Origin of the sequence: Kitasatospora sp. NPDC101447, assembly GCF_044767225.1 — a bacterium.
Classification (GTDB): Bacteria; Actinomycetota; Actinomycetes; order Streptomycetales; family Streptomycetaceae; genus Kitasatospora.
Genome location: NZ_JBIWNL010000028.1, coordinates 27,592 through 50,483 on the forward strand (window position 1 = coordinate 27,592; position 22,892 = coordinate 50,483).

Genomic DNA, 22,892 nt, shown 5'->3' on the forward strand with positions numbered 1-22,892 from the left:
GATCATGGAGCAGACCCCAGGCGGTCCTGCTCGCCCTGGCCCTGACCGTCCTGACCGGCCTCGCCGCGGCCGTCCTCCCCGTCCGCGGGGGCGGCCGGATTTTGGCGGTGGCAGCGGCGTGGGCCGAGGGCGGGTCCCGTCGGGCGGGCCGACCGATCGGGCGGGGGTGAACTCCGGAGCCGGGACGTTGACTTCCCGGCCCGCGGACCGCCCGAGCGGGCTCCCCGGGGCTGCCGCCCGGCCCGGCCCCGGTGGGTCAGGGCCGGGCCGGACGTCGGTCGGGCCCGCTCGCCGGGTCAGGCCAGGGTGACGTGGGTGCGCGGCGCGGCCGGCTGTCCGGCGGCGAGGGCGAGGTCGGCGAGCAGGGTCTCGTTCTCGCGGGTGGTGCGCAGGACGGCGGGGTCCAGGTCGACGACGACGACCTCGCGCCGGTCCTCGCTCGCCTCGGCGATCAGGCGGCCGTCCGGGCCCCACACCGCGCTGCCGCCGCAGGTGTGCCAGGGGCCGGTCCGGCCGATGTGGTTGGCGAGCACCGTGTAGAGGGTGTTGTCGAGTGCGCGGGCGGGGAACCACGTGCGGGACTCGTGGTGGCCGTGGCCCCTGCTGAACAGCGCGCCGACCAGGTAGGCGTGGCAGCCGTCGAGCGCGGCGGCACGGGCATGCTCGGGGAAGCCGGAGTCGTAGCAGATGCCGAGGCCGAGTCGCCAGCCGTCCAGCTCCAGGGTGCAGCCGGCCGTCCCGGGGCGGTAGAGGTCGCGTTCGCTCTTGAACAGGTACTGCTTGTCGTAGCGGGTGACGAAGCCGCCGTCCGAGCCGAGGACGAGGGCGGAGATCCGCAGGTCGGCACCGTCCTGCACGGCGGCGCCGACCACGGCGACGGTCCCCGTCTCGCGGCACGCCTCGGCGATCGGTGCGAGGCGCGGGTCGCCGTTCTGGACGGTGTACTTGAGCGGGTCGGCGCGGATCAGCTCGGGCTCGTACCCGGAGAGGAACTTCTCGGTGAACAGCACCAGGCGGGCGCCGGCACCGGCCGCCTCGCGGATCAGCGCGGCGGCCTGCTCGGCGTTGGCGGATATGTCGCCGGCCACGGCCTGGGTCTGGACGGTGGCGATCCGCAGCGGCCGCCCGGGGTGTCCGGCGGGCTGGGTGGGGGCGGGAGCAGGGGTGGTGGACATGGCGGTCACGCTAGCCGACGGGTCCGAGCCGGTGACGCGGACTCAACTGACGGTCTCGTCGGGGCGGTCGGCCGCGTCCTTCCGGGCGGCACCGCCCCGGCCGCGTCCGCTCGGCGTGCCTTCGCCCGGTGCGCCGTTGCCCGGTGCGCCGTCGGCCGGCGGGTCCGGCTCGGGCGTGCCCTCGGCCCGCGGGGCGTCGTCCGGGTGGTCCTCGTCCAGTGGGTCGACGGTCCGGGCCGGTCGGCCGGACGACACGATGACCCGCTGAACCCTGGGCCTGGTGCGCCAGTTGACCCGCCGTACGTCGCGGGCCAGCGCGCCGGGCCGCCAGAGCTCGATCACGGTGGTCACGGCACCCAGCACGATCCCGGCGGCCAGCCAGCCGCCCAGCACGTCGCTGGGCCAGTGCACGCCGAGCGCGATCCGGGTCCAGCCGATGGTCAGCACGGTCGCCGCCGCCACTGCGGAGGCGGCGGTCCGGCCCCGGCGGCGGACCCGGTACCAGAGCAGGCTGACCAGGACGGCGCAGGTGATCGTCGAGGCCATGGCGTGGCCGGAGGGGAAGGCCGGGCCGCCGGCGTGCGAGACCGGGTCGGAGAAGCCGGGCCGCGCGCGGTCGAAGGCCAGCTTCAGGGCCCACTGGGCGCCCCAGCCGACCAGTGTCTGGGCGGCCACCCAGCCGGCCAGCACCCGCGCGCCGATCAACCAGAGCCAGGCGGCGGCGATTCCGAGGAGTGTACGCATCGTGACGGTGCCGCCGATGTCCGAGAGCGTCTGCACCGAGGCGGTCCAGATCCGGTGTTCCCGGGCGTAGATGTGCAGTTCGTCGGTCCACTCCTGGTCGAAGCGTTCCAGCGGGCGCCAGTGGCCCGCCACCAGCGCCGCCAGGAGGCTGAACAGTGCGGCACAGACCAACATGACCGCGGCGTCCCGCAGGAGACTGCGATTACGCGCAGTGGCGGAGGTCGTGCTGTTGGTCAGGTGCATGGCTGACACCTTCCCAGTGTCCTGTGCCGATCGGGAGCTGGAGCGATAGCGATTCGGCATCGTTTGTGCGGAGGTCCTGCGTGCGCCGGGGTGTGGGCGCGGGCGTGCGGGCGGGGGTGCGCGGGAACGCCGGCGGCCGTTCGCGGGTTCAACCAGTAGGCGACCGGCGCGTGAGGGTCGGGTGAAGAAATCGCTCCGTGAACGGTCGCCGGAATGCACGGGTCGTGCCCGAGTGGTCACCGAGCGTCCAAAGTCGGAGTGAAAACCGGCAGGATACTGCATCACCGGGAAGAATCGGAGTGACTTGGGAATGTTGTCCGGAATCTGTTCGTTGGATCGTTACGTGTGAGCCCCGTGGGGCCCGCACTTCTTGCCCTCGGGGCAGGCAGGCAGACCTCGGCAACACCAGCAAAGGGAGCAAGCATGGCCACCCGTGCCGTCGTTCGCGACAGGGCCGACCGGACTCGCGCGGCCCGCCCGACCAACCTTGAGGCCGACCGTGACCTGGTCGGCATGTACCTCGACGAGATCGCCAGGACGCCCCTGCTCGATGCCGCCGAGGAGGTCGAGCTCTCGCTGCGGATCGAGGCCGGGGTGTACGCCCAGCATCTGCTGGACGAGGATGAACTCCCCGACGGCATCACGCGCGAGGAGCTGGAGACGATAGCCGCCGACGCGGAGCGCGCCAAGGACGTCTTCATCCGTTCCAACCTCCGGCTCGTGGTCGCGGTCGCCCGCAGGTACCCGCGCAGCGGCCTGCCCCTGCTCGACCTCATCCAGGAGGGCAACGCGGGCCTGGTGCGCGCCGTCGAGAAGTTCGACTACGCCAAGGGCTTCAAGTTCTCCACGTACGCGACGTGGTGGATCCGGCAGGCGATCACCCGGTCCATCGCCGACCAGTCCCGCACCATCCGGCTGCCCGTGCACCTGGTGGAGGAGCTGGGGCGGATCCGCCGGGTGCAGCGCGAGAAGTCCAAGGAACTGGGGCGCGAGGCCGAGCCGGCCGAGATCGCGGCCGAGTTGGACACCACCGAGGCCCGGATCAAGGACGTGCTGGACTGGGCGCGTGACCCGGTCAGCCTGAACATGTCGGTGGACGACGAGGGCGAGACCCAGTTCGGCGACCTCGTCGAGGACACCGGGGCGACGTCCCCCGAGGACGCCGTGATGGTGATGCTCCGCCGTGAGGAACTGGACGACCTGATCGGGCGGTTGGACGACCGCACGGCCTCGATCATCCGCTCCCGCTACGGGATGGAGGACGGCCGCGAGCGCACCCTCACCGAGGTGGGCAAGCAGCACGGCCTCACCCGTGAGCGGATCCGGCAGATCGAGAAGCACGCGCTGGCCGAGCTGAAGAAGATCGCGGACCACGCGGGCTTCGAAGCCGCCTGACCGGCCCGAGCCCGGCCGGTCGCCCGAGCCCGGCCGTCGGGCCCGCATGACCAGCCCGTCCGCCGGCCTGCCGGACGGATCTGCCGCCGCCCGCCCGGGCCCCGGTACGGAGCGCTCCGCACCGGGGCCCGAGTCGTGCCACGGGGCTCTTAGGCTGGAGGGACAGGACGGGCGGCCAGGACGACGCGAACGACGGAGTGGACAGGGTGAGCGAGCAGGGGCAGGAACAGCCGGCAGAGCAGGGCACGGGCGAGGTCCGGGACCAGAGCCGGAACCAGGGCCAGGGCCAGGGCCAGGACCAGAGCGGGAACCAGGACCCGACCCGGGACGGCGAGCCGCAGCAGAAGCCCGCGGCCAAGGCCCGGCTGGTCTTCCGGGACCCGCTGGACCAGCAGTCCCGGGACGACACCGACACCGGCTGGGGCGAGCGCTCCGGGGCGGGGGAGAGCGGTGGGCGGGGGCTGGACTGGTACCTGAGCCAGCGCCCGCCGCACCACGGGGGCTGAGGGGCGGACGGGGAAGGTCTGCGCGTCAGCGCAGGGGCGCGACCAGCGCGTCGCGGATCTCGGTCAGTAGCTGGACCTCCTTGGCTTCGGCCTCCGCCGCGACCTCCCCGGGGGTCTTGCGGCGGGCCGCCATCCGGTTCATGGGCACGATCAGGACGAAGTAGACGACGGCCGCGGTGATCAGGAACTGCAGGGCGGCGCTGAGCACCGATCCCCACAGGATCTGGACCCCGGAGGTGACCTCACCGGTCGGGCTCACCACACAGGGCCCCTTGAGGCAGGAACTGTAGGAACCCAGGTCCTTCGTTCCGAAGACGCCGATGATCGGGTTGATCACGCCCTTCACGAAGGCGTTGATGATGTTGGTGAAAGCCGCGCCGATGACCACGGCGACGGCGAGTTCGACGACATTTCCGCGCAGCAGGAATTCCTTGAAGCCCTTCATGCCGCCTCGAACGACGAAGTCGTCGCCGGGTTACGGGTGATCTTCCGCAGTCCCGGATTGACAACCCGTCCGGCCCAGCGCGCCCCCGCCGGACGGCGGCAGGCCGGCCCGCGCGGGCCCGAGCGCGAGCGCGGCGGCCACCGCGAGCAGCACCAGCGCGGGCACCCCGGCCCGTCGCCGGACCGCGCTGCGCAGACGGTGCCACCCGCCGCACCCGCGCCGGATCGGCGGGAAGCTGGGCACCTCCTGCCGGGGTGGAACGGCGGGGGCGGGCGGCGGGACGGAGAAGCCCACGGTCGTCATCGACGCACCTCCGGAGGGTCCGGCAGCCGACCCCCGGTGGGCCGGCTGACCACCCACACGATGCGCGCTCGGGCCGGGCCCGGAAAGCCGTTTCCCCAGCCTGTGGACAAACCCGCCCCTGTGGACGACTTCGTACACCCACACCGGTCGGCCGGGTCCTCCGGAGTTGACGAAAGCGGGCCGAACATATGCGGAAAGGCCCGCCGCCCCCGCGTGGAAGCGGGGTCGACGGGCCTTTCCGAGGACTGCTGTGCGCCGGGATTCCCCCCGGGCGCCCGGGTCAGCTCGCGGCCGGAGCCGGGCTGGACGGGGCCGAGGAGCCCGTGCCCGACGCGGGGGCCGAGGAGGTCGTCGTCGACGAGGTCGAGGACGACCCGGAACCGACCGAGCTGCTGGAGGAGGAGCGGCTGTCGGTCCGGTAGAAGCCGGACCCCTTGAACACGACACCCACGGCCGAGAAGACCTTGCGAAGCCGTCCCTGGCAGTCGGGGCACGTGGTCAGTGCCTCGTCGGTGAACTTCTGCACCGCCTCCAGGCCGTTGCCGCACTCGGTGCACTGGTACTGGTACGTGGGCACTTGTCTTCCTCCTGGCACTCTCGCCTGATGAGTGCTAACGATGGTCAATGATGCGGCATTCCGCGGGATCAGTCCAGCGACTCCGGTGTGAGATCGGCCCCGCCCCGGCCCGGGATCGGCCGCGAACCACCGCCCCGCTCAGCCCTTGGCCGCGCCCACCAGCTGCGCAGCACCGGCGGACTCCACGGAGCCCGCCGCGGAGCCGGCGACGATCCGGTTCGAAGTCCGCGGCGCCACCAGCAGGTGCCGCAGCGAGAACAGCGCGAGCAGCCCCAGGCCGGCGCCGACCAGCGGCACCAGGAACCCGGTGGACGGCCCGTGCCCGTCGATCAGCCGGCCCGCCACCATCGAGCCGACCGCGAGCCCCAGCCCGATGGCGCCGGTCAGCCAGGTGAAGGCCTCCGTCTTGGCGCCGTCCGCGACCAGCGTCTCGACCAGGGTGTAGCCGCTGATCAGGGTCGGCGCGATGGCCAGGCCGCAGACCAGCCCGGCGACGGTGAGCGCGACCAGGTTCGGCATCGCCCACAGCGTGGAGCAGCCCAGCACCAGCAGCGCGTAGCTGATCAGCATCCGCTTGTGGACGGGCCGCCGCCAGGCGATCACGCCGTAGAGCACGCCGGCCAGCATCGAGCCGCCCGCGAAGATCCCGTACACGGTGCCGCCCGCGTCGTGCTGCCCGACCGAGTCGGCGAAGGCGTTCACCGAGACCTGCATGCCGCCGAACACCGCGCCGACCCCGAGGATGGAGCCGGCGAGCAGCCGCACGCCGGGGGAGGCGATCGCCGAGACGCGCTCGGCGCCGGGCTGCGGCACGATCCGGGCCGGGGCGGTGCGCCGCTGGGCGGCGAAGGCCAGGCCGCCGACGACGGTCAGCGCGGCCTCGGCGACCAGGGCGGTCGCCGGGCTCGCCATGGCGGCGATGCCGGAGGCCAGGATCGGGCCGATCACGAAGGTGAACTCGTCGGTCACCGACTCGAAGGCGAACGCGGTGCTGACCCGGGCCGCCGAGGCGTCGGACGGGCCGTCGGCGGTGAACCGGGCGACCCAGCGGGCCCGGACCATCGCACCGATCTGCGGGACGCTCGCACCGGCCGGGACGGCGGCCAGGAACAGGCTCCAGGCCGGCGCGTGGCCGAGCGCCAGCGCGATCAGCACGCCGACCGAGGCGCCGTGCACCAGGACGGTCGGGACGAGCACCGAGGCCTGGCCGTACCGGTCGGCCAGCCGCCCGGTCTGCGGCCCGACCAGGGCCTGGGCGACGGCGGCGACGGCGGTGACCGTACCGGCGGTGCCGTACGAGCCGTGGGTCTTGGAGACGAGCAGCAGGATGCCCATGCTGAGCATCGCGTACGGCAGTCGCGCGACGAGGGCCGGGGCCAGGAAGGTCCAGGCTCCGGGGGTGCGCAGCAGCTCGCCGTACCCGACGCGGGCGGGGGCCTGGGCTGCGCTGGTGTCCGCGGTGCTGTCCGCGGAGGTATCGACCGTTCGGCGGGCCGTCACGGTCGGTCCTTCCTGCTGCCTGGTAGCGCGGCAGGGCATGGTGTGGCCCCGACGGCGCCGAGAGTCGTCCTCTCGCGCGTCGACCGGGGTAGATACCGGGTCGGCCCGGTGTGGTTGCCGGGGGCCGGACCGCGGCCGCCGAGCGGTCGCGCCAACTCTGCGTCAGGCAGATGCTGGGGGTGGTCTAGCGGTGGTTATACGGCGTGGTCGAACCAGCATACAGTTACGCGCGTAGATCCCGCCAGCCCACCCCGCCCCGAGCACCCCGGAGGGCTCGGAGCGCCCAAGCGCCCCAAGCACCCCGGAGGGCCCGAAGCGCCCAAGCACCCCGGGCGCCCCGGGCTCACCGGGCTCACCGCCCGTTGAGCCACCCCGCGAGCTTGCCGCCCCGGTCGACGGCCCGCAGTCGCCGCTCCGCGGCCTCGCTGACGTCGTCCGTGGTGACCACCAGCAGCTCGTCCCCGCCGCGCAGCACCGTCGCCTTGTCCGGCACGAAGGAGTTGCCCTCGCGCACGACCAGGGTGACCGCCGCGCCCTTGGGCAGCCGCAGCTCGCCGATCTCCACACCGGACATCCGGGAGGTGGGGGAGAGTGCGACCGACAGCAGGTGCCCGTGCAGCTTCTCCAGCGGGGCGGACTCGATGCCGAGGTCCTGGCCCATCGCGCCCTCGCCGATCCGCAGCCGCTTGGCCACCCACGGCAGGGTCGGCCCCTGGAGCAGGGTGAAGACGACGACGAGGATGAAGACGATGTTGAACACGTCCTCGGCCTGGTGCGCGCCCGACACCACCGGGATGGTGGCCAGCACGATGGGCACCGCCCCGCGCAGCCCGGCCCAGCTCAGCAGCGCCTGCTCGCGGGCCGGCACCTTGAAGGGGGTCAGCGAGACCACCACCGACAGCGGCCGGGCCAGGAAGACCAGCACGCCGCCTATGACGAGCGCGGGCACCACCGCGGACCCCATGGTCGCGGGCGTGCAGAGCAGGCCGAGCAGGACGAACATGCCGATCTGCCCGATCCACGCCAGCCCGTCGGCGAAACCGCGGACGGCCGGGCCGTGCGGCAGCTTGGAGTTCCCGAGGATCACCGCGCAGATGTAGACGGCGAGGAAGCCGGAGCCGTGCAGCAGCGCGCCGCCCGCGTAGGCGAGCACGGTGAGCGCCATCACGGCGATCGGGTAGAGGCCCGAGGAGGGCAGCGCGACGTGCTTGATGCCGAAGGCGCCGAGCTTGCCGACGGCGAGGCCGATCGCCGCGCCGATCGCGAGTTCGGCGAGGATCGTGCCGATCAGGACGTACCAGGGGTCCAGCTCGCCGCTGGTGGCGAAGGCCACGACCAGGATGACCACGGGCGCGTCGTTGAAGCCGGACTCGGCCTCCAGCAGACCGGTGAGCCGGTGCGGCAGCGGGACCATCCGCAGGACCGAGAAGACGGCCGCGGCGTCGGTCGAGGAGACTATGGCGCCGAGCAGCAGCGAGGTCCGCCAGTCCAGGCCGACCAGCCAGTGCGCGCCGGCCGCGGTGGCGAACACGCTGATCCCGACGCCGACGGTGGCCAGCACGGTGGCCGCCGGCATCACCGGCTTGATCTCCCGCCAGCTGGTCTTGAGACCGCCCTCGGCCAGGATCACCACGAGTGCCGCGTAGCCGATCACCTGGGTGAGCTCGGCGTTGTTGAAGGTGAAGCCGACTCCGTTCTGGCCCAGCGCCACGCCGATCCCCAGATAGATCAGCAGGCTGGGCAGCCCTGATCGGGTGGAGATCCGCACGGCGACCACCGCGAAGAGCAGGATCACGGAGGCTTCGAGGAGGAGCTGGTTCAGGTGGGAGACGTTCACGCAGTGGCACCTCGGGCAGGCAGGGGCGGACGGGGTGTCAGGGTGGTGCTGAGGGGTCGACCCGTTAAGAAGGCGTCAATGCTCCCCTTGCGGATCGTTACGCAGTCTAACATTTTGCCATATCTTTAGCTTGGTCCCCCGTTCACAGTGCTCGGCAGACTCGGCCTAATGTGGTTCCCTGTCACGGCCGCTGGCCCTGGACACGCCCGCCCGCCCCGAAGTCAGGACCGCAAGGACCCAGATGCCCCGCTCGAAGAAGTTCCGGCGCGCCCGTCTGTTCGTGATCGTGCTGGTCGTGCTGCTGGTGGCCGGCGTCGGCTACGGCGGCTACCGCGGGGTCTCCGCGGTCCGCGCGTCCTTCCCGGAGGTGGACGGCAGCGTCAAGGTCGCGGGCCTGACCGCGCCGGTCGACGTGAAGCGGGACGCCAACGGCATCCCGCAGCTGTACGCCGACACTCCCGAGGACCTGTTCCGCGCCCAGGGCTACGTCCAGGCGCAGGACCGCTTCTGGGAGATGGACGTCCGACGCCACATCACCGCCGGCCGGCTCTCCGAGATGTTCGGTGACGGCCAGGTCGACACTGACGCCTTCATCCGCACCATGGGCTGGCGGCAGGTGGCGCAGAAGGAGTTCGACACCAAGCTGTCGCCGGAGACCAAGAAGTACCTGCAGTCCTACTCGGACGGCGTGAACGCCTGGCTCGCCGAGCACCCCGGCGGTGCGAAGGCCTCGCTGGAGTACACCCTGCTCGGCGTCGTCAACAGCGGCTACGAGCCCGAGCAGTGGACCCCGGTCGACTCGGTGGCCTGGCTCAAGGCGATGGCCTGGAACCTCTCCGGGAACCTCCAGGAGGAGGTCGACCGCTCGCTGCTGGCCCAGGACTTCACCCCGGACAAGATCGCCGAGCTGTACCCGGACTACCCGTACACCCGCAACGGCACCATCGTGAAGACCGGCACCGTGGCCGGCGACGCCTACCGCCCGGCCGACGGCTCCGCCCAGCCGGGCACCGGCAACGGCACCGCCACCGCCCAGGGCGAGGCCACCACCAAGGCGATGCTGCAGAGCCTCACCGACCGGATCGACGGGATGCCGCAGCTGCTCGGCCGCCCCGGCCAGGGCATCGGCTCCAACTCCTGGGTGGTCGCCGGCTCCCACACCACCACCGGCAAGCCGCTGCTGGCCAACGACCCGCACCTCGGCCCCGGCCTGCCCTCGGTCTGGTACCAGATGGGCCTGCACTGCCGGACGGCCTCCCCGGCCTGCCAGTTCGACGTCTCCGGCTTCACCTTCGCGGGCATGCCCGGCGTGATAATCGGCCACAACAAGGACGTCGCCTGGGGCTTCACCAACCTCGGCGCCGACGTCACCGACCTCTTCCTGGAGAAGGTCACCGGCCCGGACACCTACCAGGTCGACGGCAAGGACGTGAAGTTCGACCTCCGCAAGGAGACCATCAAGGTCGCCGGCGGCGAGGACCGCACCATCACCGTCCGCACCACCCAGACCGGTGCCCCGCTGATCTCCGACCAGAGCAACGAGCAGCAGAACGTCGGCAAGTACGCCCCCAACGGCACCTCCGCGCCCGACCGCGGCACCGGCGGCTACGGCGTCGCCCTGCAGTGGACGGCGCTCAGCCCCGGCAAGACCATGGACGCCGTCTTCGAGCTGGACAAGGCGAAGAACTGGGACGACTTCCGGGCCGCCGCCAAGGACTTCACCGTCCCCGCGCAGAACCTGATCTACGCCGACGCCAAGAACATCGGCTACCAGGCCCCGGGCACGATCCCGGTCCGCGGCAAGGGCGACGGCACCTACCCCGCGCTGGGCTGGGACTCCGCGTACCAGTGGAAGGACCCGATCCCGTTCAACGCGCTGCCGTGGAGCCTCAACCCCTCCTCCGGCTACATCGTCACCGCCAACCAGGCCGTGGTGGACCCGAGCTACAAGTACAGCCTCACCAAGGACTGGGAGTACGGCACCCGCGCCAAGGAGATCACCGACCAGATCGAGGGCCTGCTCAAGAACAACGGCAAGATCTCGCCGGACGACATGCAGACCCTGCAGCTGGACAACACCAACGTGATGGCCAAGACGCTGGTCCCGCTGCTGCTCAAGCAGCAGATCGACGACCCGTACGTCCGCGAGGCGCAGGACCTGCTGAAGGACTGGAACTACCACCAGGACGCCGACTCGGCCGCCGCCGCCTACTACAACGGCGTCTGGCGCCAGCTGCTCACCCTCGCCTTCGGCCAGAAGTTCCCGGCCGACCTCCGGGCCAAGGACAACTGCCTGCTGGTCCGCCAGCAGGACGACCCCACCAAGCCGGACAGCACCACCAGGATCGTCACCGAGTGCGGCACCCGTGACCCGGCCAAGGCCCAGCCGGACGGCGGCGACCGCTGGACCGAGGTGGTGCGCGACCAGCTGGAGAAGCCCGACAGCTCGTGGTGGACGTACATCGACTCCCAGCACAACGTCCAGAAGGGCCTGGACAACCTGCTCAAGGAAGCGATGAAGAACGCCCGCCAGGAGCTGACCTCGCTGCTCAGCAAGGACGTCTCCACCTGGAGCTGGGGCCGGCTGCACAAGCTGGAGCTCAAGGAGCAGACCCTGGGCACCGACGACTCCTCGATCGCCTCCGGCGTGCTCCACAAGCTGCTCAACCGCGGCCCGTACCGCCTCTCCGGCGGCTCGGCGGCGGTCGACGCGGCCGGCTGGAACGCGGCGGCCGGCTACCAGGTGGACTGGATCCCGTCGATGCGGATGGTGGTCGACCTGAACGACCTCGACGCCTCGCGCTGGATCAACGTCGGCGGCGCCTCCGGCCACGCCTTCCACGAGAACTACAACGACCAGACCGACCTCTGGCTCAAGGGCAAGCTGCTCACCTGGGCCTCCAGCCCGGACGCGGTCGAGAAGGCCACCAAGCACAAGCTGGTGCTCACCACCGGCTGACGCCCGGACGGACACCCGGCGGCCCCGCTCCCACCCCGGAGCGGGGCCGCCGCCGTTTCCCGGGCCCGCAGCCGCTCCCGGCGGGCGAGCCCGTTCCGCCGTCAGCCCAGCCGCCGCACCCCCGACGGCGTGACCGCCAGGTCCACCGGCCGGTCGTGTGGCTCGGCGGGCACCCGCTCCAGCAGCTCGTGCTCGTACAGCAGCACCGCCAGGACCGGCCGTACGCCCGCCCGCCCCAGCCGGGCCAGCACCCGGTCGTAGCTGCCGCCGCCCCGGCCCAGCCGCAGCCCGCCGCGGTCCACCGCCAGTCCCGGCAGCAGCACCACCGAGGCCCGGGTGACCGCCTCCGGCCCGAGCCGGGGACCGACCGGCTCCAGCAGTCCGCGCCCGGCCGGGGCCAGCTCCCCGGGCCCCGCGTACTCGGCCCAGTCCAGGTCGTTGTCGGCCAGCAGCACGGGAAGCAGCACCCGCACCCCGCGCGCCCGCAGCTCGTCCAGCAGCGGCCTGGTGCCCGGCTCGGCGCCGACCGAGACGTACGCGGCCACCGTGGCGCCCGGCCCGGCCAGCTCCCCGGCGTGCCCGGCCAGCGCGAGCGCCGTCGCGGTGCGCTCCTCGGCGGAGAGCCCGCGGCGCCGCGTCAGCAGCCGTGTCCTCAGGTCGCTCTTCTCGTTGTGCACCGGATCCTCCACGTCTCCAGACCGCCGACGCGCAGAGCCTGCCACGCGAAAGGGCGCCCCGATTGTCCACCCCGCTGCTGGTCCAGGCCCTGGCCGCGCTCAGCGTCCCCGCACTGGCCGGCGCCACCGCCCTCGGAGTGCGGGTCCGGCGGGTCCGGGCCGGGGCCGCGGCCGGGACGGAGCGGCTGCGGGAGCGGATCGCCGAGCTGGAGGCCCACTGCGCCGAACTGGAGCGCACCGCGTCCTGCGACCCGCTCACCGGCGTGTGGAACTACCGCCACCTGCAGCTCACCCTGGACCGGGAGATCGAACGGTCCCGGCGCGCCGAGCACACCGACCCGGGCGACGGCCCCCGCCCGCTCGCCGTGCTGATGCTGGCGATCACCGGCTTCGACGCGGTCGTCGCCGAGCACGGCCGCGGCCGGGCCGGCGCGATACTGCGCGACCTCGCCCAGCGCCTCGCGATGGAGATCCGCCGGGCCGACACCCTCGGCCGGTACGGCGGCGAGGAGTTCCTGGTGGTGCTGCCCGACACCGGGGCCGAGGGCGCCGTGCAGGTCGCCGAGCGGCTGGTCTGGTCGGTCCGCCGCCACCTGCTGCTCGACTGGTCCTCCGGGACGCGCGAGTCCCGCCCGGTGCGCGGCAACGGCCTCACCGCCGCCGCGGGCATCGCCGTGCTGCCCGAGGACGGGGCCCACGCCGCCGTCCTGCTGCGCGCGGCCGACACGGCGCTGGCCGAGGCCCGGGCGGCCGGCGGCGACTGCTGGCGGATCTCGCCGCGCCACGGCGACCTGCCCGCCACCGGGCTTCCCCGGCCGGTCGATTCCGGTGCGGAGCACGGTCCGACTGCCGAACGTGACCGTTCGGGAAAGCCGGGTAGTCTGTCGGCCTGTGCCGGAGGGGACCCCCTCGCCCAGCCGGTCCCATCCCATACGCCAGCCTCTGTGGCCGTGCCCCGCGACGTGCTGTCCTAGCCGTCCGACCGCGCTCGGCCGGGCGAAAACGTGCCTGAGTAAGGTAAACGCATGACGACGACCAACTCCCGAGTTCCGGTAACCAAGGCCGTGGTACCCGCGGCCGGACTGGGCACCCGCTTCCTCCCGGCGACCAAGGCCACCCCGAAGGAGATGCTGCCGGTCGTCGACAAGCCGGCGATCCAGTACGTCGTCGAGGAGGCCTCCGCCGCAGGCCTGTCCGACATACTGATGGTCACCGGCCGCAACAAGCGCGCGCTGGAGGACCACTTCGACCGTGCCTACGAGCTGGAGGAGCTCCTCGCGCGCAAGGGCGACCAGCAGCGCCTGGCCCGGGTGCGGGAGTCCGTCGAGCTGGCCAACATGCACTACGTCCGCCAGGGGGACCCGAAGGGCCTCGGCCACGCCGTCTCGGTCGCCGAGCAGCACGTCGCCGGCCAGCCCTTCGCCGTCCTGCTCGGTGACGACCTGATCGACCCGCGCGACCCGCTGCTCTCCCGGATGATCGAGGTCCAGCAGGAGCTCGGCGGCTCGGTCGTCGCCCTCATGGAGGTCGACCCCTCCCAGATCCACCTCTACGGCTGCGCCGCCGTCAAGGCCAACGGCTTCGGCGAGGACGTCTTCCAGGTGACCGACCTGGTCGAGAAGCCCGAGCCGGGCGAGGCCCCCTCGAACTACGCCGTCATCGGCCGCTACGTCCTCGACCCGCTGGTCTTCGACGTGCTGCGCGAGACCCCGCCCGGCCGCGGCGGCGAGATCCAGCTCACCGACGCCCTGCGCGAGCTCACCACCCGCGAGCCCGCCGACGGCGGCCAGGTGCACGGCGTGCTCTTCAAGGGCCGCCGCTACGACACCGGCGACCGCGCCGACTACCTGCGCGCTATCGTCCGTCTGGCCGCCGAGCGCGAGGACCTGGGCCCGGAGTTCCGCTCCTGGCTGCGGGAGTTCGTCGGCTCCGAGATGCAGGACTGACACGACAGAGAGCGAGCCGCCGATGACCGGGTCCACCGAGCACAGCACCACGCCCGCAGCCTGCTGCGACGCCGGAACGGACCCGGCACCGGCGGCCCCCCGCCTCTGGACGGTGGACGAGCACCTCGCCGACGTGCTCGCCGCCGTCGGCCCGCTGCCCGCGATCGAGCTCCGGCTGCTCGACGCCCAGGGCTGCCGGCTCGACGAGGACGTGGTCGCCGCCGGCGACCTGCCGCCCTTCGACAACAGCTCGATGGACGGCTACGCCGTCCGCACCGCCGACACCGAGGGCGCGACCGACGCCTACCCCTCGGTGCTCTCGGTGGTCGGCGACATCGCCGCCGGCGCGGACGAGCTGCCCAGGGTCGGCCCCGGCCAGGCCGCCCGGATCATGACCGGCGCCCCCGTGCCGCCCGGTGCCCGCGCCGTCGCCCCGGTCGAGTGGACCGACGGCGGCACCGGCACCGGCGTGGCCGCCGCCGCGATGACCGCGCCCGTCCCGGACGAGGAGGTCCGCGTCCTGCGCCCGGTCGCCGAGGGCGCGCACATCCGCCGCCGCGGCAGCGACGTCGCCGCGGGATCGAAGGTCCTGGAGGCCGGCACCCGGCTCGGCCCCACCCAGCTCGGCCTGCTCGCCGCGATCGGCCGGGCCACCGTGAAGGTCCGCCCGCGCCCGCGGGTCGTGGTGCTGTCCACCGGCAGCGAGCTGGTCCAGCCCGGCGAGCCGGTCGGCCCCGGGCAGATCGCCGACTCCAACAGCTTCACGCTCACCGCCGCCGCCCAGGAGGCCGGCGCCATCGCCTTCCGGGTCGGCGCCGTCCCGGACGACGCCGACCGGCTGCGCGCCGTCCTGGAGGACCAGCTCGGCCGGGCCGACCTGATCGTCACCAGCGGCGGGGTCAGCGTCGGCGCGTACGACGTGGTCAAGGAGGTCTTCGAGACCTACGGCGGCGTCGACTTCCGGAAGCTGCGGATGCAGCCCGGCAAGCCGCAGGGCTTCGGCCGGATCGGCGACGCGCCCGGGGTGCCGCTGCTCGCCCTGCCCGGCAACCCGGTGAGCGCCTACATCTCCTTCGAGCTGTTCGTCCGCCCGGTCATCCGCACCATGCTCGGCGCCGCCGACGTGCACCGTCCGGTGGTCCGCGCGCTCTGCCCGGCCGCGCTGCGCTCCCCGGCCGGCCGTCGGCAGTTCCTGCGCGGCCGCTACTCGGCGGCGGACGGCACGGTCGAGCCGGTCGGCGGCGCCGAGTCGCACCTGGTCGGCGCGCTGGCCCGGGCCGACTGCCTGATCACCGTCCCCGAGGACGTCACCGACCTGCCCGCCGGCAGCGAGGTCGACGTGGTGCTGCTGGACTCCTGAGCGCCCGGGGAGTCACGGAGTTGTACGGTAGCGCGGTACTTCGACCTGCGCGCCCCTGGAGCCACCCGTGACGACACCTCCCCCCGGCGACCGCCTCACCCACGTCGACGACCAGGGCGCGGCCCGCATGGTCGACGTCTCCGAGAAGGCCACCACCGCGCGCACCGCCGTCGCGGCCGGACGGGTGAGGGTCTCCCCGAAGGTGGTCGAGCTGCTGCGCGGCGAGGGCGTGCCCAAGGGCGACGCCCTCGCGGTGGCCCGGATCGCCGGGATCATGGGCGCCAAGAAGACCCCGGACCTCGTCCCGCTCTGCCACCCGATCGCCGTCTCCGGCGTCAAGGTCGACCTCGCCGTCGCGGACGACGCGGTGGAGATCACCGCCACCGTGAAGACCGCCGACCGCACCGGCGTCGAGATGGAGGCGCTGACCGCCGTCGCGGTGGCCGGGCTGACCGTCATCGACATGGTCAAGGCCGTGGACAAGGGCGCCACCATCGAGTCCGTCCGGGTGCTGAGCAAGACCGGCGGCAAGAGCGGCGACTGGTTCGCGCCGGAGGTGGACGCGTGACCGCGTCGGCCGGGAGGGCGCTGGCCGTGACCGTCTCCAACCGGGCCTCGGCCGGTGTCTACGCGGACAAGGGCGGCCCGCTGCTGGTGGCCGGCCTGACCGCGATGGGCTTCACCGCCGACGGCCCCCGGGTCGTCCCGGACGGGGAGCCGGTGGAGGCCGTGCTGCGCGAGGCCGTCGCGGCCGGCTACGACGTCGTGCTGACCACCGGCGGCACCGGCATCTCGCCGATGGACCTCACCCCGGAGATGACCGCCCGGGTGATCGACCGGCAGATCCCCGGCATCGCCGAGGCCATCCGTGCGTACGGCCGGGAGAAGGTGCCCACCTCGGCGCTCTCCCGGGGGCTCGCCGGGCTCGCCGGACGTACCCTGATCGTCAACCTGCCGGGCTCGACCGGCGGCGTCAAGGACGGTCTGGCCGTCCTGGAGCCGCTGCTCGCCCACGCCGTCGACCAGCTCGGCGGTGGGGACCACCCCCGGCCCGACGCCCCGGCCCCCGGGGCTCCAGAATCCAGGAGAGGGCACTGAACGCCGGCTGGCCGGTAGAACTCCACGAGGGGGAGGTCGCGCTGCGCCCGATCCGGGCCCGCGACCAGCGCGACTGGCAGGAGGTGAGCCGCCGCAACCGGGACTGGCTGCGGCGGTGGGAGGCCACCGTGCCGCCCGGCCCGGCCGGCCAGACCGCCGGGCCCCGCCCGACCTACCGGCAGATGGTCCGCTTCCTGCGCGGCGAGGCCTCGGCGGGCCGGATGCTGCCCTTCGTGGTGCTCTACAAGGGCGAGCTGGTCGGTCAGTTGACCGTCGGCGGGATCACCTGGGGCTCGATGTGCTCGGCGAACATCGGCTACTGGGTCGACGAGGCGGTGGCCGGCCGGGGCATCATCCCGGCCGCCGTGGCGCTTTCGGTGAACTACTGCTTCCGCACCCTCGGACTGCACCGGATCGAGGTCTGCATCCGTCCGGAGAACGCCCCGAGCCGGCGCGTGGTGGAAAAGCTCGGCTTCCGCTCGGAGGGAATCCGCCCGCGCTATCTCCACATCGACGGCGATTGGCGCGACCACCTGGTCTACGCGCTGACCGACGAGGAGGTTCCGGAGGGGATGCTGGAGCGCTGGCGCGCGCTCAGTTCCGGACACCGGCCAGGTAATTGAATATATGTTCGAATGAAATATCGATATGGCATCGGCCCGGTGGCGGACCGTCACAAATACCGGCAAAATAGTCGGAGAATCAGCTTGATCACACGACACGCCGGGCCAAATTGCTGCCAGGCCTTCCCGGCGCCCGTACGGTGTGAATCGTGAGCAGTAGCGGCCTTATCTACGCCGTCATCGTAGGGGCCTGGGCCGCCTATCTGGTGCCGATGTGGCTCCGCAGGCAGGACGAACTCAACGAGGCGCGCCCGACGGAACGCTTCAGCACCGCCATCCGCCTGCTGGCCGGGCGTTCGGCGCTGGAGCGGCGGGCAGCCCGGGCCCTGGGCGACGAACCGCGTGACGACGAGCACAGCAACGACGGCCCTCCCGGACGGGACGAGGCCGCCTCCGGCGACCCCGCGGCGCGGGAACCCGAACCACCGGCGGAGCGGGCGGCCGAACGGCCGGCCCCGGCGCCGCAGGTCGGGGTCGAGCGCCGGGCGCGGCTGCTGGCCCGCCGGCGCCGGATGGTCACCGGTCTCTTCCTCTGCTTCGCGCTCGGCGCGGTGGTCGCGGCGGTGGCCGGACTGGCCTTCCTCTGGGTCCCGGCCGTTCCCGCGGCCCTCCTCACCCTGTACATCGGCCACCTGCGCAAGCTGGAGCGCCAGCGGTACGAGGTGAAGCTCGACCGCGTCCGGGCCGCCCAGGCGGCCGAACGGCTGCGCAAGCGCGAGCAGCAGCGCGTTCCGGCCCCGACGGCCGACGCTGCCCCGGCCGAGGCGCCGGCGGGGGCGGAGCCGGCCCCGGCCACGCCCGCCGAGGAGCGCGCCGCGCGCCGACCGCACCTGCGGCTGGCCGCCGACCCGGAGGAGGTCACCGTCTCGGTGCCCTCCGCCTCCGCGGTGGCCGAGGCGACCGAGCACGAGGAGTGGGTCGACGGCATGCGCGAGCGCGGCGCGGCCGGCCCGGACTCCTGGGAGCCGGTGCCCGTCCCGCTGCCGACCTACGTCACCGCGCCGGTCGCTCCCCGGGTCTCCCGGGGCCTCGACCTGTCGGCCCCCGGCACCTGGACGGCGGGCCGCCCCGCCGAGTCCCGCAGCACCCCGCTCTTCGACCAGTACGCGGAGCCGCAGGTCACCGAGTCCCGCCCCCGCGCGGCCAACGAATGACCCCGACCACCCCCCGGTCGGCGCCGCCACCGGGGGGTGGTCACGGACCACCTCCGAAAGGTGCTAGAGTTTCTTCTCGTTGGGGCTGTGGCGCAGTCCGGTAGCGCACCTCGTTCGCATCGAGGGGGTCAGGGGTTCGAATCCCCTCAGCTCCACCCAACGGATCGGCTCCGGCCGGTCCACCGAATCCCGCCGGGAGGCAACTCCCGGCGGGATTTCGCGTTTTGTGGCGCGGGGGTCGTCACGGGTCGGTCCGACGACCCGTTGTGGTCGAGATCACAACACCTTCCGGGGGCGGTTTCTGACGCGGTTTGGGCCTCAGAGGGGTCGGTTATGGTGGGTTGGCCCAGACGCTGACGACGGAACGATCTGGTCTATCTCAACGGGGTGCCATCGCGGTGCGCGAGTTCGGTCTGACACGGTGGGCGCGGCAGTCCGGCCCGGACGATTCCGGCGGCACCCCGGAAACCGGAAGATCGAATTCCTGGACCCTCGCGGCGGCCTGCGCGGCCGCCGTGTCACTGGCGGTGTTCGCCTGCTTCCGGCACGCCCACGGGGCCACCATGGTCGACATGCTGGTCTACCGGGCCGAGGGCCAGGCCGTCGTCCGCGGCCAGGACCTGTACGCGATGCGGCTGCCCGGCTGGGACCTGCCGGCCACCTACCCGCCGTTCGCCGCGATGCTCTTCGTGCCGAGCACCTGGTTCGACGTGAGCACCCTGCGCGTGCTGGTGATGCTCCTCAACTACGGGCTGCTCGCCCTGGCGGTGCACCTGTCGCTCAAGCTGGCCGGATGGGCCAGGCACAACCGGCCCGCCGTGGTGATCCTGGCGACCGGCCTGGGCATCTGGCTGGAGCCGGTGTTCACCACCTTCCAGTACGGCCAGGTCAACCTCGGCATCCTCTGCCTGGTGCTGTGGGACCTGACCCGCTCGGACCGCAACCGGTTCAAGGGCGTGGGCATCGGCCTGGCCACCGCCATCAAGATCACCCCGGGCCTGTTCGCGGTCTACCTCTTCCTGACCGGCCGGGTCCGGGCCGCACTGGTCTCGGCCGGCACGTTCGTGGCGGCGGGCCTGATCGGCTGGGTCCTGCTGCCCGACGCCTCGTACGGGTTCTGGACCACGTACCTCTGGGACCCGAGCCGGGTCGGCGTGACCGTCCTGGTGGACAACCAGTCGCTGCGCGGCGCCGTCTGCCGGCTGCTCGACGTCAACGACCCGGGCCTGGTCGGCCTGGCCGCCTCCGCGCTGGTCGGTGCCTTCGGACTCGGGGTGGCCGTGCTGGCCGGGCGCTCGGCGCGGGTGCTGCGCCGGGCCGACGCCTGGGGCGGGGTCTGCACCGCGTTCACCGCCCTGCTGGTCTCGCCGATCAGCTGGACCCACCACTGGGTCTGGTGCGTCCCGCTGATCGCCCTGCTGGTGGTCGAGGCCCGGACCAGGGCACGGCAGGTCCTGCTCGGCGTGACCCTCCTCGTGTTCCTCTCCCACGTCATGTGGACGGTGCCGCACCGCTGGGGCCGCGGGGTCGCCTGGTACTGGCAGCTGCCCGGCGCGATCTACCCGCCGATCGGGATCGCCGTCCTGGTCGTCCTCGGGGTGCGGCTGTACCGCGCCCGGCGACAGGCCGTCGATGCCACCGGCGGCGGTGCCTGGGCGCTGCTGGCCGCCAAGCTCGACCGCGATCCCGCGCTGACGAACCGGACCTGACGGACCGGACCCGACCCACCGGGCCCGCCCCACCGGACCCGACGGACCCAGACCGGACGGATCAGACCTGACGTGACCACCCAGACCGCACCCCCGTCGCCGCCCGCCGCCGCGCCCACCGCCCGGAACGCGGCCGCGGCCCTGCTGCACGGCCCGGCCCGGCGCACCGCGCTGCTCACCGCGCTCTGCTTCGCGGTGATGTGCGCCGTCGGACTGCAGGGCTGGACCTCGGTGTCGCTCGGCGGCTTCGACCTCGGCATATTCGACCAGGGCGTGCGCGGCTACGCCCACTTCGGGCTGCCCGTCTCCACGCTGAAGAGCTACCACCACGAGTTCCCGCCCGGCTTCTCGCTGCTGGGCGACCACTTCTCGCCGGTCCTGGCGCTGCTCGCCCCGCTGTACTGGATCTGGGACGACCCGCGCTCGCTGATCATCGGGCAGTCGCTGCTGTTCGCGGCCGGGGTGCCGCTGATCCGGCGGATCGCCGCGCACGGCTTCGCCGCCGCCCCTCCGCGCACCGCCCGGCGGGCCGCCGACCTGGCCGGCCTGGTCCACGCCCTCGGCTGGCCGCTGCTGGTCGCCGCCCGGGTCGGCTTCCACGAGGTCGCCTTCGCGGTGCCGCTGACCCTGCTGATGCTGGAGCGCGGCCTGGCCCGCCGGTACGGCACGGTGGTGCTCGCCGCCGTCCTGCTGTGCTGCACCAAGGAGGACCTCGGCCTGATGGTCGGGGCGTACGGGCTGGTGCTGCTGCGCACCCGCCGCACCGGGGACCGGGCGGGCCGCTTCACCGGCCTCGGGCTGCTGCTGGGCGGCCCGGTCGCCTCGGCGGTCGCCATCACGTGGCTGATCCCGGCGATGGGCGGGGAGCCGGGCTACTACTGGAACTACGCGGCGCTCGGCACGGACGGCGGGGACGCCCTGCGCCACCTGCTGCACAACCCGTTCCTGCTGGTGCAGACGGCCTTCGACCAGCCGCTCAAGCCGCTGCTGCTGCTCTGGCTGTTCGGGACGACGCTCCTGCTGCCGCTGCGCTCGGCCACCGTGCTGTGCGCGGTGCCGCTGCTGGCCGAGCGGATCCTGTCCAGCAACCCCAACCACTGGTCGATCGCCCGGCACTACGACTCGATGCTCTGGCCGATCCTGCTCACGGCCGCCGTCGAGGTGCTGGGCCGGCTGAGCAGCACCGAGCGGCCCGAGCGGACCGTCCGGCGGGCGCGACGGCTGGGCCTCGGCGCGGCCGGCATCGCCCTGGTGGCCGCCGTGCCGATCGGGCTGGTGCAGCTGGCGGTGCCGTCCTCCTGGGAGGCCAAGCCGAGCGAGGCCGCGCTGGTGCGGGCGGCGGCGCTGATCCCGGACGGCGCCTCGGTGGAGGCCGACAACCAGATCGCGCCGCGGCTGACCGCCCGTACCGACGTGGTGCTGGTGGACGGCACGCCGCGCGGGCGCGAGTACGTGCTCACCCGGTCGAACAAGCGCTCCTTCCCGTTCGCCACGGACACCGAGCAGGCCGCGCGGATCCGGCTGCTGCTGGACCACGGGTACCGGCAGCTCTGGGCCGAGGACGGCGTGGTGCTGCTGCACCGGGAGAGCGGCGAGCCCGTGCCCGGCGAGCACGTGCCGGGGCCGGACAGCAAGCCGGTCCAGGACGTCGTCCCGTCCGACGTGGGGCACGACCTCTTCCGCGGCTGACGCTCGTCCCGGGTTCGGGTCCGGACGCGGCCGAGGGCCGGTCGGAGGAGTCCTCCGGCCGGCCCTCGGGCTGTGCTGGGGCGCGGGTCAGGGGCGGTCGGAGTAGGAACCGCTCTGGTACGAGCCCTGGGGCGGCACGGTGCCGTGGTGACCCGGCCGCCGGCCGTGCGGGTGCCGGGTCAGGTTGTAGCCGAGGACGCCCGCCAGCGCGGCCAGGAAGCCGCCGCCGATCGTCCAGTACCAGCGGCTGTTCCAGCCGGAGAACCAGCCGGTGTACCAGTGCTCCTCCTCCGCCACCGGGGCGGCCGCCTTGGCGGTGCTCGCACCGCCGCCGACCGGCGGGACCAGCGGGGCCTTCAGCTCCCCGCCCTCCGGCTGGGCGTTGTCGGAGCCGCCCTTGGCGGCGACGTGCAGCCGGACGGAGGTGGCCAGGCCGAGGTCCGGCTGCGGGACGTCGGTCACCGACAGCCGCACGTAGTAGGTGCCGGGAAGCGGGTCGCCGGACCACGGCTCGGCCCAGGTGCGGACCTCGCGCAGGGTGCAGTCGAGCGCCACCGAGGTGGCGTTCTGGTCGCCGGTGGCGTTCTGGGTGCCGGCGGTGCAGGCCTGGCGGCGGCGCAGCCCGTCGAAGACCTCGACGGACCAGGTCTGCGGGCCGTGCCGGTCGGTCGCCGGGGCCAGGTTGACGGTCAGCTTGACCGTCGGGGTCTGCCCCTCGGAGGCGCCGAACGCCCAGTACAGGTAGTCGCCGGTGGAGGCGGCGACCTCGGCGTCCTGGCCGGGGGAGAGGTTGACCGCCGTCAGGAAGGAGGTGCCGGCCTTGGTGGCCGGGGCCGGGGTGCCGCTCGCGCTGGCCGAGGGGGACGGCGCGGCCGAGGCTGCCGGGGCGCCCAGGGCGAGGGCGGGCAGCAGGGCGAGGGCGGCGAGGGCGCCGCGAATCGTCGTACGCATG

The 22,892-nt window shown here is 73.2% G+C and carries 21 protein-coding genes and 1 tRNA gene; 13 read left to right on the forward strand and 9 right to left on the reverse strand.

Annotated elements, in window-relative coordinates; genetic code table 11:
• Window positions 1–296 precede the first annotated feature (296 nt).
• Together ACIRST_RS30425 and ACIRST_RS30430 are read right to left on the reverse strand one after the other, a co-directional pair.
• The gene (locus tag ACIRST_RS30425; RefSeq protein WP_402806037.1) at window positions 297–1,175 is read right to left on the reverse strand and encodes a carbon-nitrogen hydrolase family protein; all 879 of its coding nucleotides are present in this window, start codon (window positions 1,173–1,175) and stop codon (window positions 297–299) included.
• A gap of 42 nt (window positions 1,176–1,217) precedes the next feature.
• Window positions 1,218–2,162: a phosphatase PAP2 family protein gene (locus tag ACIRST_RS30430; RefSeq protein ID WP_402806040.1), complete on the reverse strand. Its 945-nt coding sequence runs from the start codon at window positions 2,160–2,162 to the stop codon at window positions 1,218–1,220.
• A 423-nt stretch (window positions 2,163–2,585) separates the two neighbouring features.
• Here ACIRST_RS30430 and ACIRST_RS30435 point away from each other — a divergent pair, with 423 nt between their 5' ends.
• Both ACIRST_RS30435 and ACIRST_RS30440 read left to right on the forward strand, forming a co-directional pair.
• Window positions 2,586–3,557, forward strand: coding sequence for a sigma-70 family RNA polymerase sigma factor (locus ACIRST_RS30435; RefSeq protein ID WP_350525957.1), 972 nt, complete (start codon window positions 2,586–2,588; stop codon window positions 3,555–3,557).
• Between the two features lie 206 nt (window positions 3,558–3,763).
• Window positions 3,764–4,063, forward strand: coding sequence for a hypothetical protein (locus ACIRST_RS30440; RefSeq protein WP_402806043.1), 300 nt, complete (start codon window positions 3,764–3,766; stop codon window positions 4,061–4,063).
• 25 nt (window positions 4,064–4,088) lie between these two features.
• Here ACIRST_RS30440 and mscL read toward each other — a convergent pair whose 3' ends face one another.
• The 5 genes from mscL to ACIRST_RS30465 all read right to left on the reverse strand — a co-directional run bounded on the left by mscL (window position 4,089) and on the right by ACIRST_RS30465 (window position 8,725).
• Window positions 4,089–4,508, reverse strand: a complete 420-nt coding sequence (gene mscL, locus ACIRST_RS30445) for a large conductance mechanosensitive channel protein MscL (protein ID WP_350525959.1) — start codon at window positions 4,506–4,508, stop codon at window positions 4,089–4,091.
• Window positions 4,509–4,538: 30 nt separating this feature from the next.
• Complete coding sequence (locus ACIRST_RS30450; protein ID WP_402806046.1) at window positions 4,539–4,811, reverse strand: hypothetical protein; 273 nt, start codon at window positions 4,809–4,811, stop codon at window positions 4,539–4,541.
• Between the two features lie 280 nt (window positions 4,812–5,091).
• Window positions 5,092–5,388 carry an FmdB family zinc ribbon protein gene (locus ACIRST_RS30455; protein ID WP_350525961.1) on the reverse strand — a complete coding sequence of 99 codons (297 nt, stop codon included), beginning with the start codon at window positions 5,386–5,388 and terminating at the stop codon, window positions 5,092–5,094.
• Between the two features lie 138 nt (window positions 5,389–5,526).
• Window positions 5,527–6,888, reverse strand: coding sequence for an MFS transporter (locus ACIRST_RS30460; RefSeq protein ID WP_350525962.1), 1,362 nt, complete (start codon window positions 6,886–6,888; stop codon window positions 5,527–5,529).
• A gap of 352 nt (window positions 6,889–7,240) precedes the next feature.
• Window positions 7,241–8,725, reverse strand: a complete 1,485-nt coding sequence (locus ACIRST_RS30465) for a potassium/proton antiporter (protein WP_402806049.1) — start codon at window positions 8,723–8,725, stop codon at window positions 7,241–7,243.
• 241 nt (window positions 8,726–8,966) lie between these two features.
• On the opposite strand from ACIRST_RS30465, the gene ACIRST_RS30470 reads away from it, so the two are divergent.
• Window positions 8,967–11,684, forward strand: a complete 2,718-nt coding sequence (locus ACIRST_RS30470) for a penicillin acylase family protein (RefSeq protein WP_350525964.1) — start codon at window positions 8,967–8,969, stop codon at window positions 11,682–11,684.
• Between the two features lie 101 nt (window positions 11,685–11,785).
• On the opposite strand, the gene ACIRST_RS30475 is transcribed toward ACIRST_RS30470, so the two are convergent.
• Entirely contained in the window at window positions 11,786–12,361 is a 576-nt protein-coding gene (locus tag ACIRST_RS30475) for a 5-formyltetrahydrofolate cyclo-ligase (protein ID WP_350525965.1), read from the reverse strand.
• Window positions 12,362–12,423: 62 nt separating this feature from the next.
• Here ACIRST_RS30475 and ACIRST_RS30480 point away from each other — a divergent pair, with 62 nt between their 5' ends.
• The 10 genes from ACIRST_RS30480 to ACIRST_RS30525 all read left to right on the forward strand — a co-directional run bounded on the left by ACIRST_RS30480 (window position 12,424) and on the right by ACIRST_RS30525 (window position 21,940).
• Window positions 12,424–13,335, forward strand: a complete 912-nt coding sequence (locus tag ACIRST_RS30480) for a GGDEF domain-containing protein (protein ID WP_396552456.1) — start codon at window positions 12,424–12,426, stop codon at window positions 13,333–13,335.
• Window positions 13,336–13,386: 51 nt separating this feature from the next.
• Complete coding sequence (gene galU / locus ACIRST_RS30485; protein WP_350525967.1) at window positions 13,387–14,307, forward strand: UTP--glucose-1-phosphate uridylyltransferase GalU; 921 nt, start codon at window positions 13,387–13,389, stop codon at window positions 14,305–14,307.
• Window positions 14,308–14,329: 22 nt separating this feature from the next.
• A complete protein-coding gene (gene glp, locus ACIRST_RS30490) occupies window positions 14,330–15,667 on the forward strand; it encodes a gephyrin-like molybdotransferase Glp (protein WP_350525968.1) in 1,338 nt (445 codons plus the stop codon).
• Window positions 15,668–15,794: 127 nt separating this feature from the next.
• Window positions 15,795–16,235, forward strand: a complete 441-nt coding sequence (moaC, locus tag ACIRST_RS30495; protein ID WP_350526000.1) for a cyclic pyranopterin monophosphate synthase MoaC — start codon at window positions 15,795–15,797, stop codon at window positions 16,233–16,235.
• Window positions 16,232–16,765, forward strand: a complete 534-nt coding sequence (locus ACIRST_RS30500; RefSeq protein WP_350525969.1) for a MogA/MoaB family molybdenum cofactor biosynthesis protein — start codon at window positions 16,232–16,234, stop codon at window positions 16,763–16,765. The genes moaC and ACIRST_RS30500 overlap by 4 nt, the downstream gene beginning before the upstream one ends.
• Entirely contained in the window at window positions 16,762–17,388 is a 627-nt protein-coding gene (locus tag ACIRST_RS30505) for a GNAT family protein (protein WP_350526001.1), read from the forward strand. The genes ACIRST_RS30500 and ACIRST_RS30505 overlap by 4 nt, the downstream gene beginning before the upstream one ends.
• 149 nt (window positions 17,389–17,537) lie before the next feature.
• On the forward strand, window positions 17,538–18,542 hold the full coding sequence (locus ACIRST_RS30510; RefSeq protein ID WP_402806055.1) for a hypothetical protein: 1,005 nt from the start codon (window positions 17,538–17,540) through the stop codon (window positions 18,540–18,542).
• Between the two features lie 81 nt (window positions 18,543–18,623).
• Window positions 18,624–18,697 (forward strand) — tRNA-Ala (locus tag ACIRST_RS30515).
• A gap of 360 nt (window positions 18,698–19,057) precedes the next feature.
• Window positions 19,058–20,251: a glycosyltransferase 87 family protein gene (locus tag ACIRST_RS30520; protein ID WP_396552459.1), complete on the forward strand. Its 1,194-nt coding sequence runs from the start codon at window positions 19,058–19,060 to the stop codon at window positions 20,249–20,251.
• A 72-nt stretch (window positions 20,252–20,323) separates the two neighbouring features.
• Window positions 20,324–21,940, forward strand: coding sequence for a DUF2079 domain-containing protein (locus tag ACIRST_RS30525; RefSeq protein WP_402806057.1), 1,617 nt, complete (start codon window positions 20,324–20,326; stop codon window positions 21,938–21,940).
• Between the two features lie 87 nt (window positions 21,941–22,027).
• Here the strand turns inward: ACIRST_RS30525 and ACIRST_RS30530 are convergent, their stop codons facing one another.
• Window positions 22,028–22,891 (reverse strand): peptidase, encoded by an 864-nt coding sequence (locus ACIRST_RS30530; RefSeq protein WP_350525973.1) that lies wholly within the window; start codon window positions 22,889–22,891, stop codon window positions 22,028–22,030.
• Window position 22,892 lies beyond the last annotated feature (1 nt).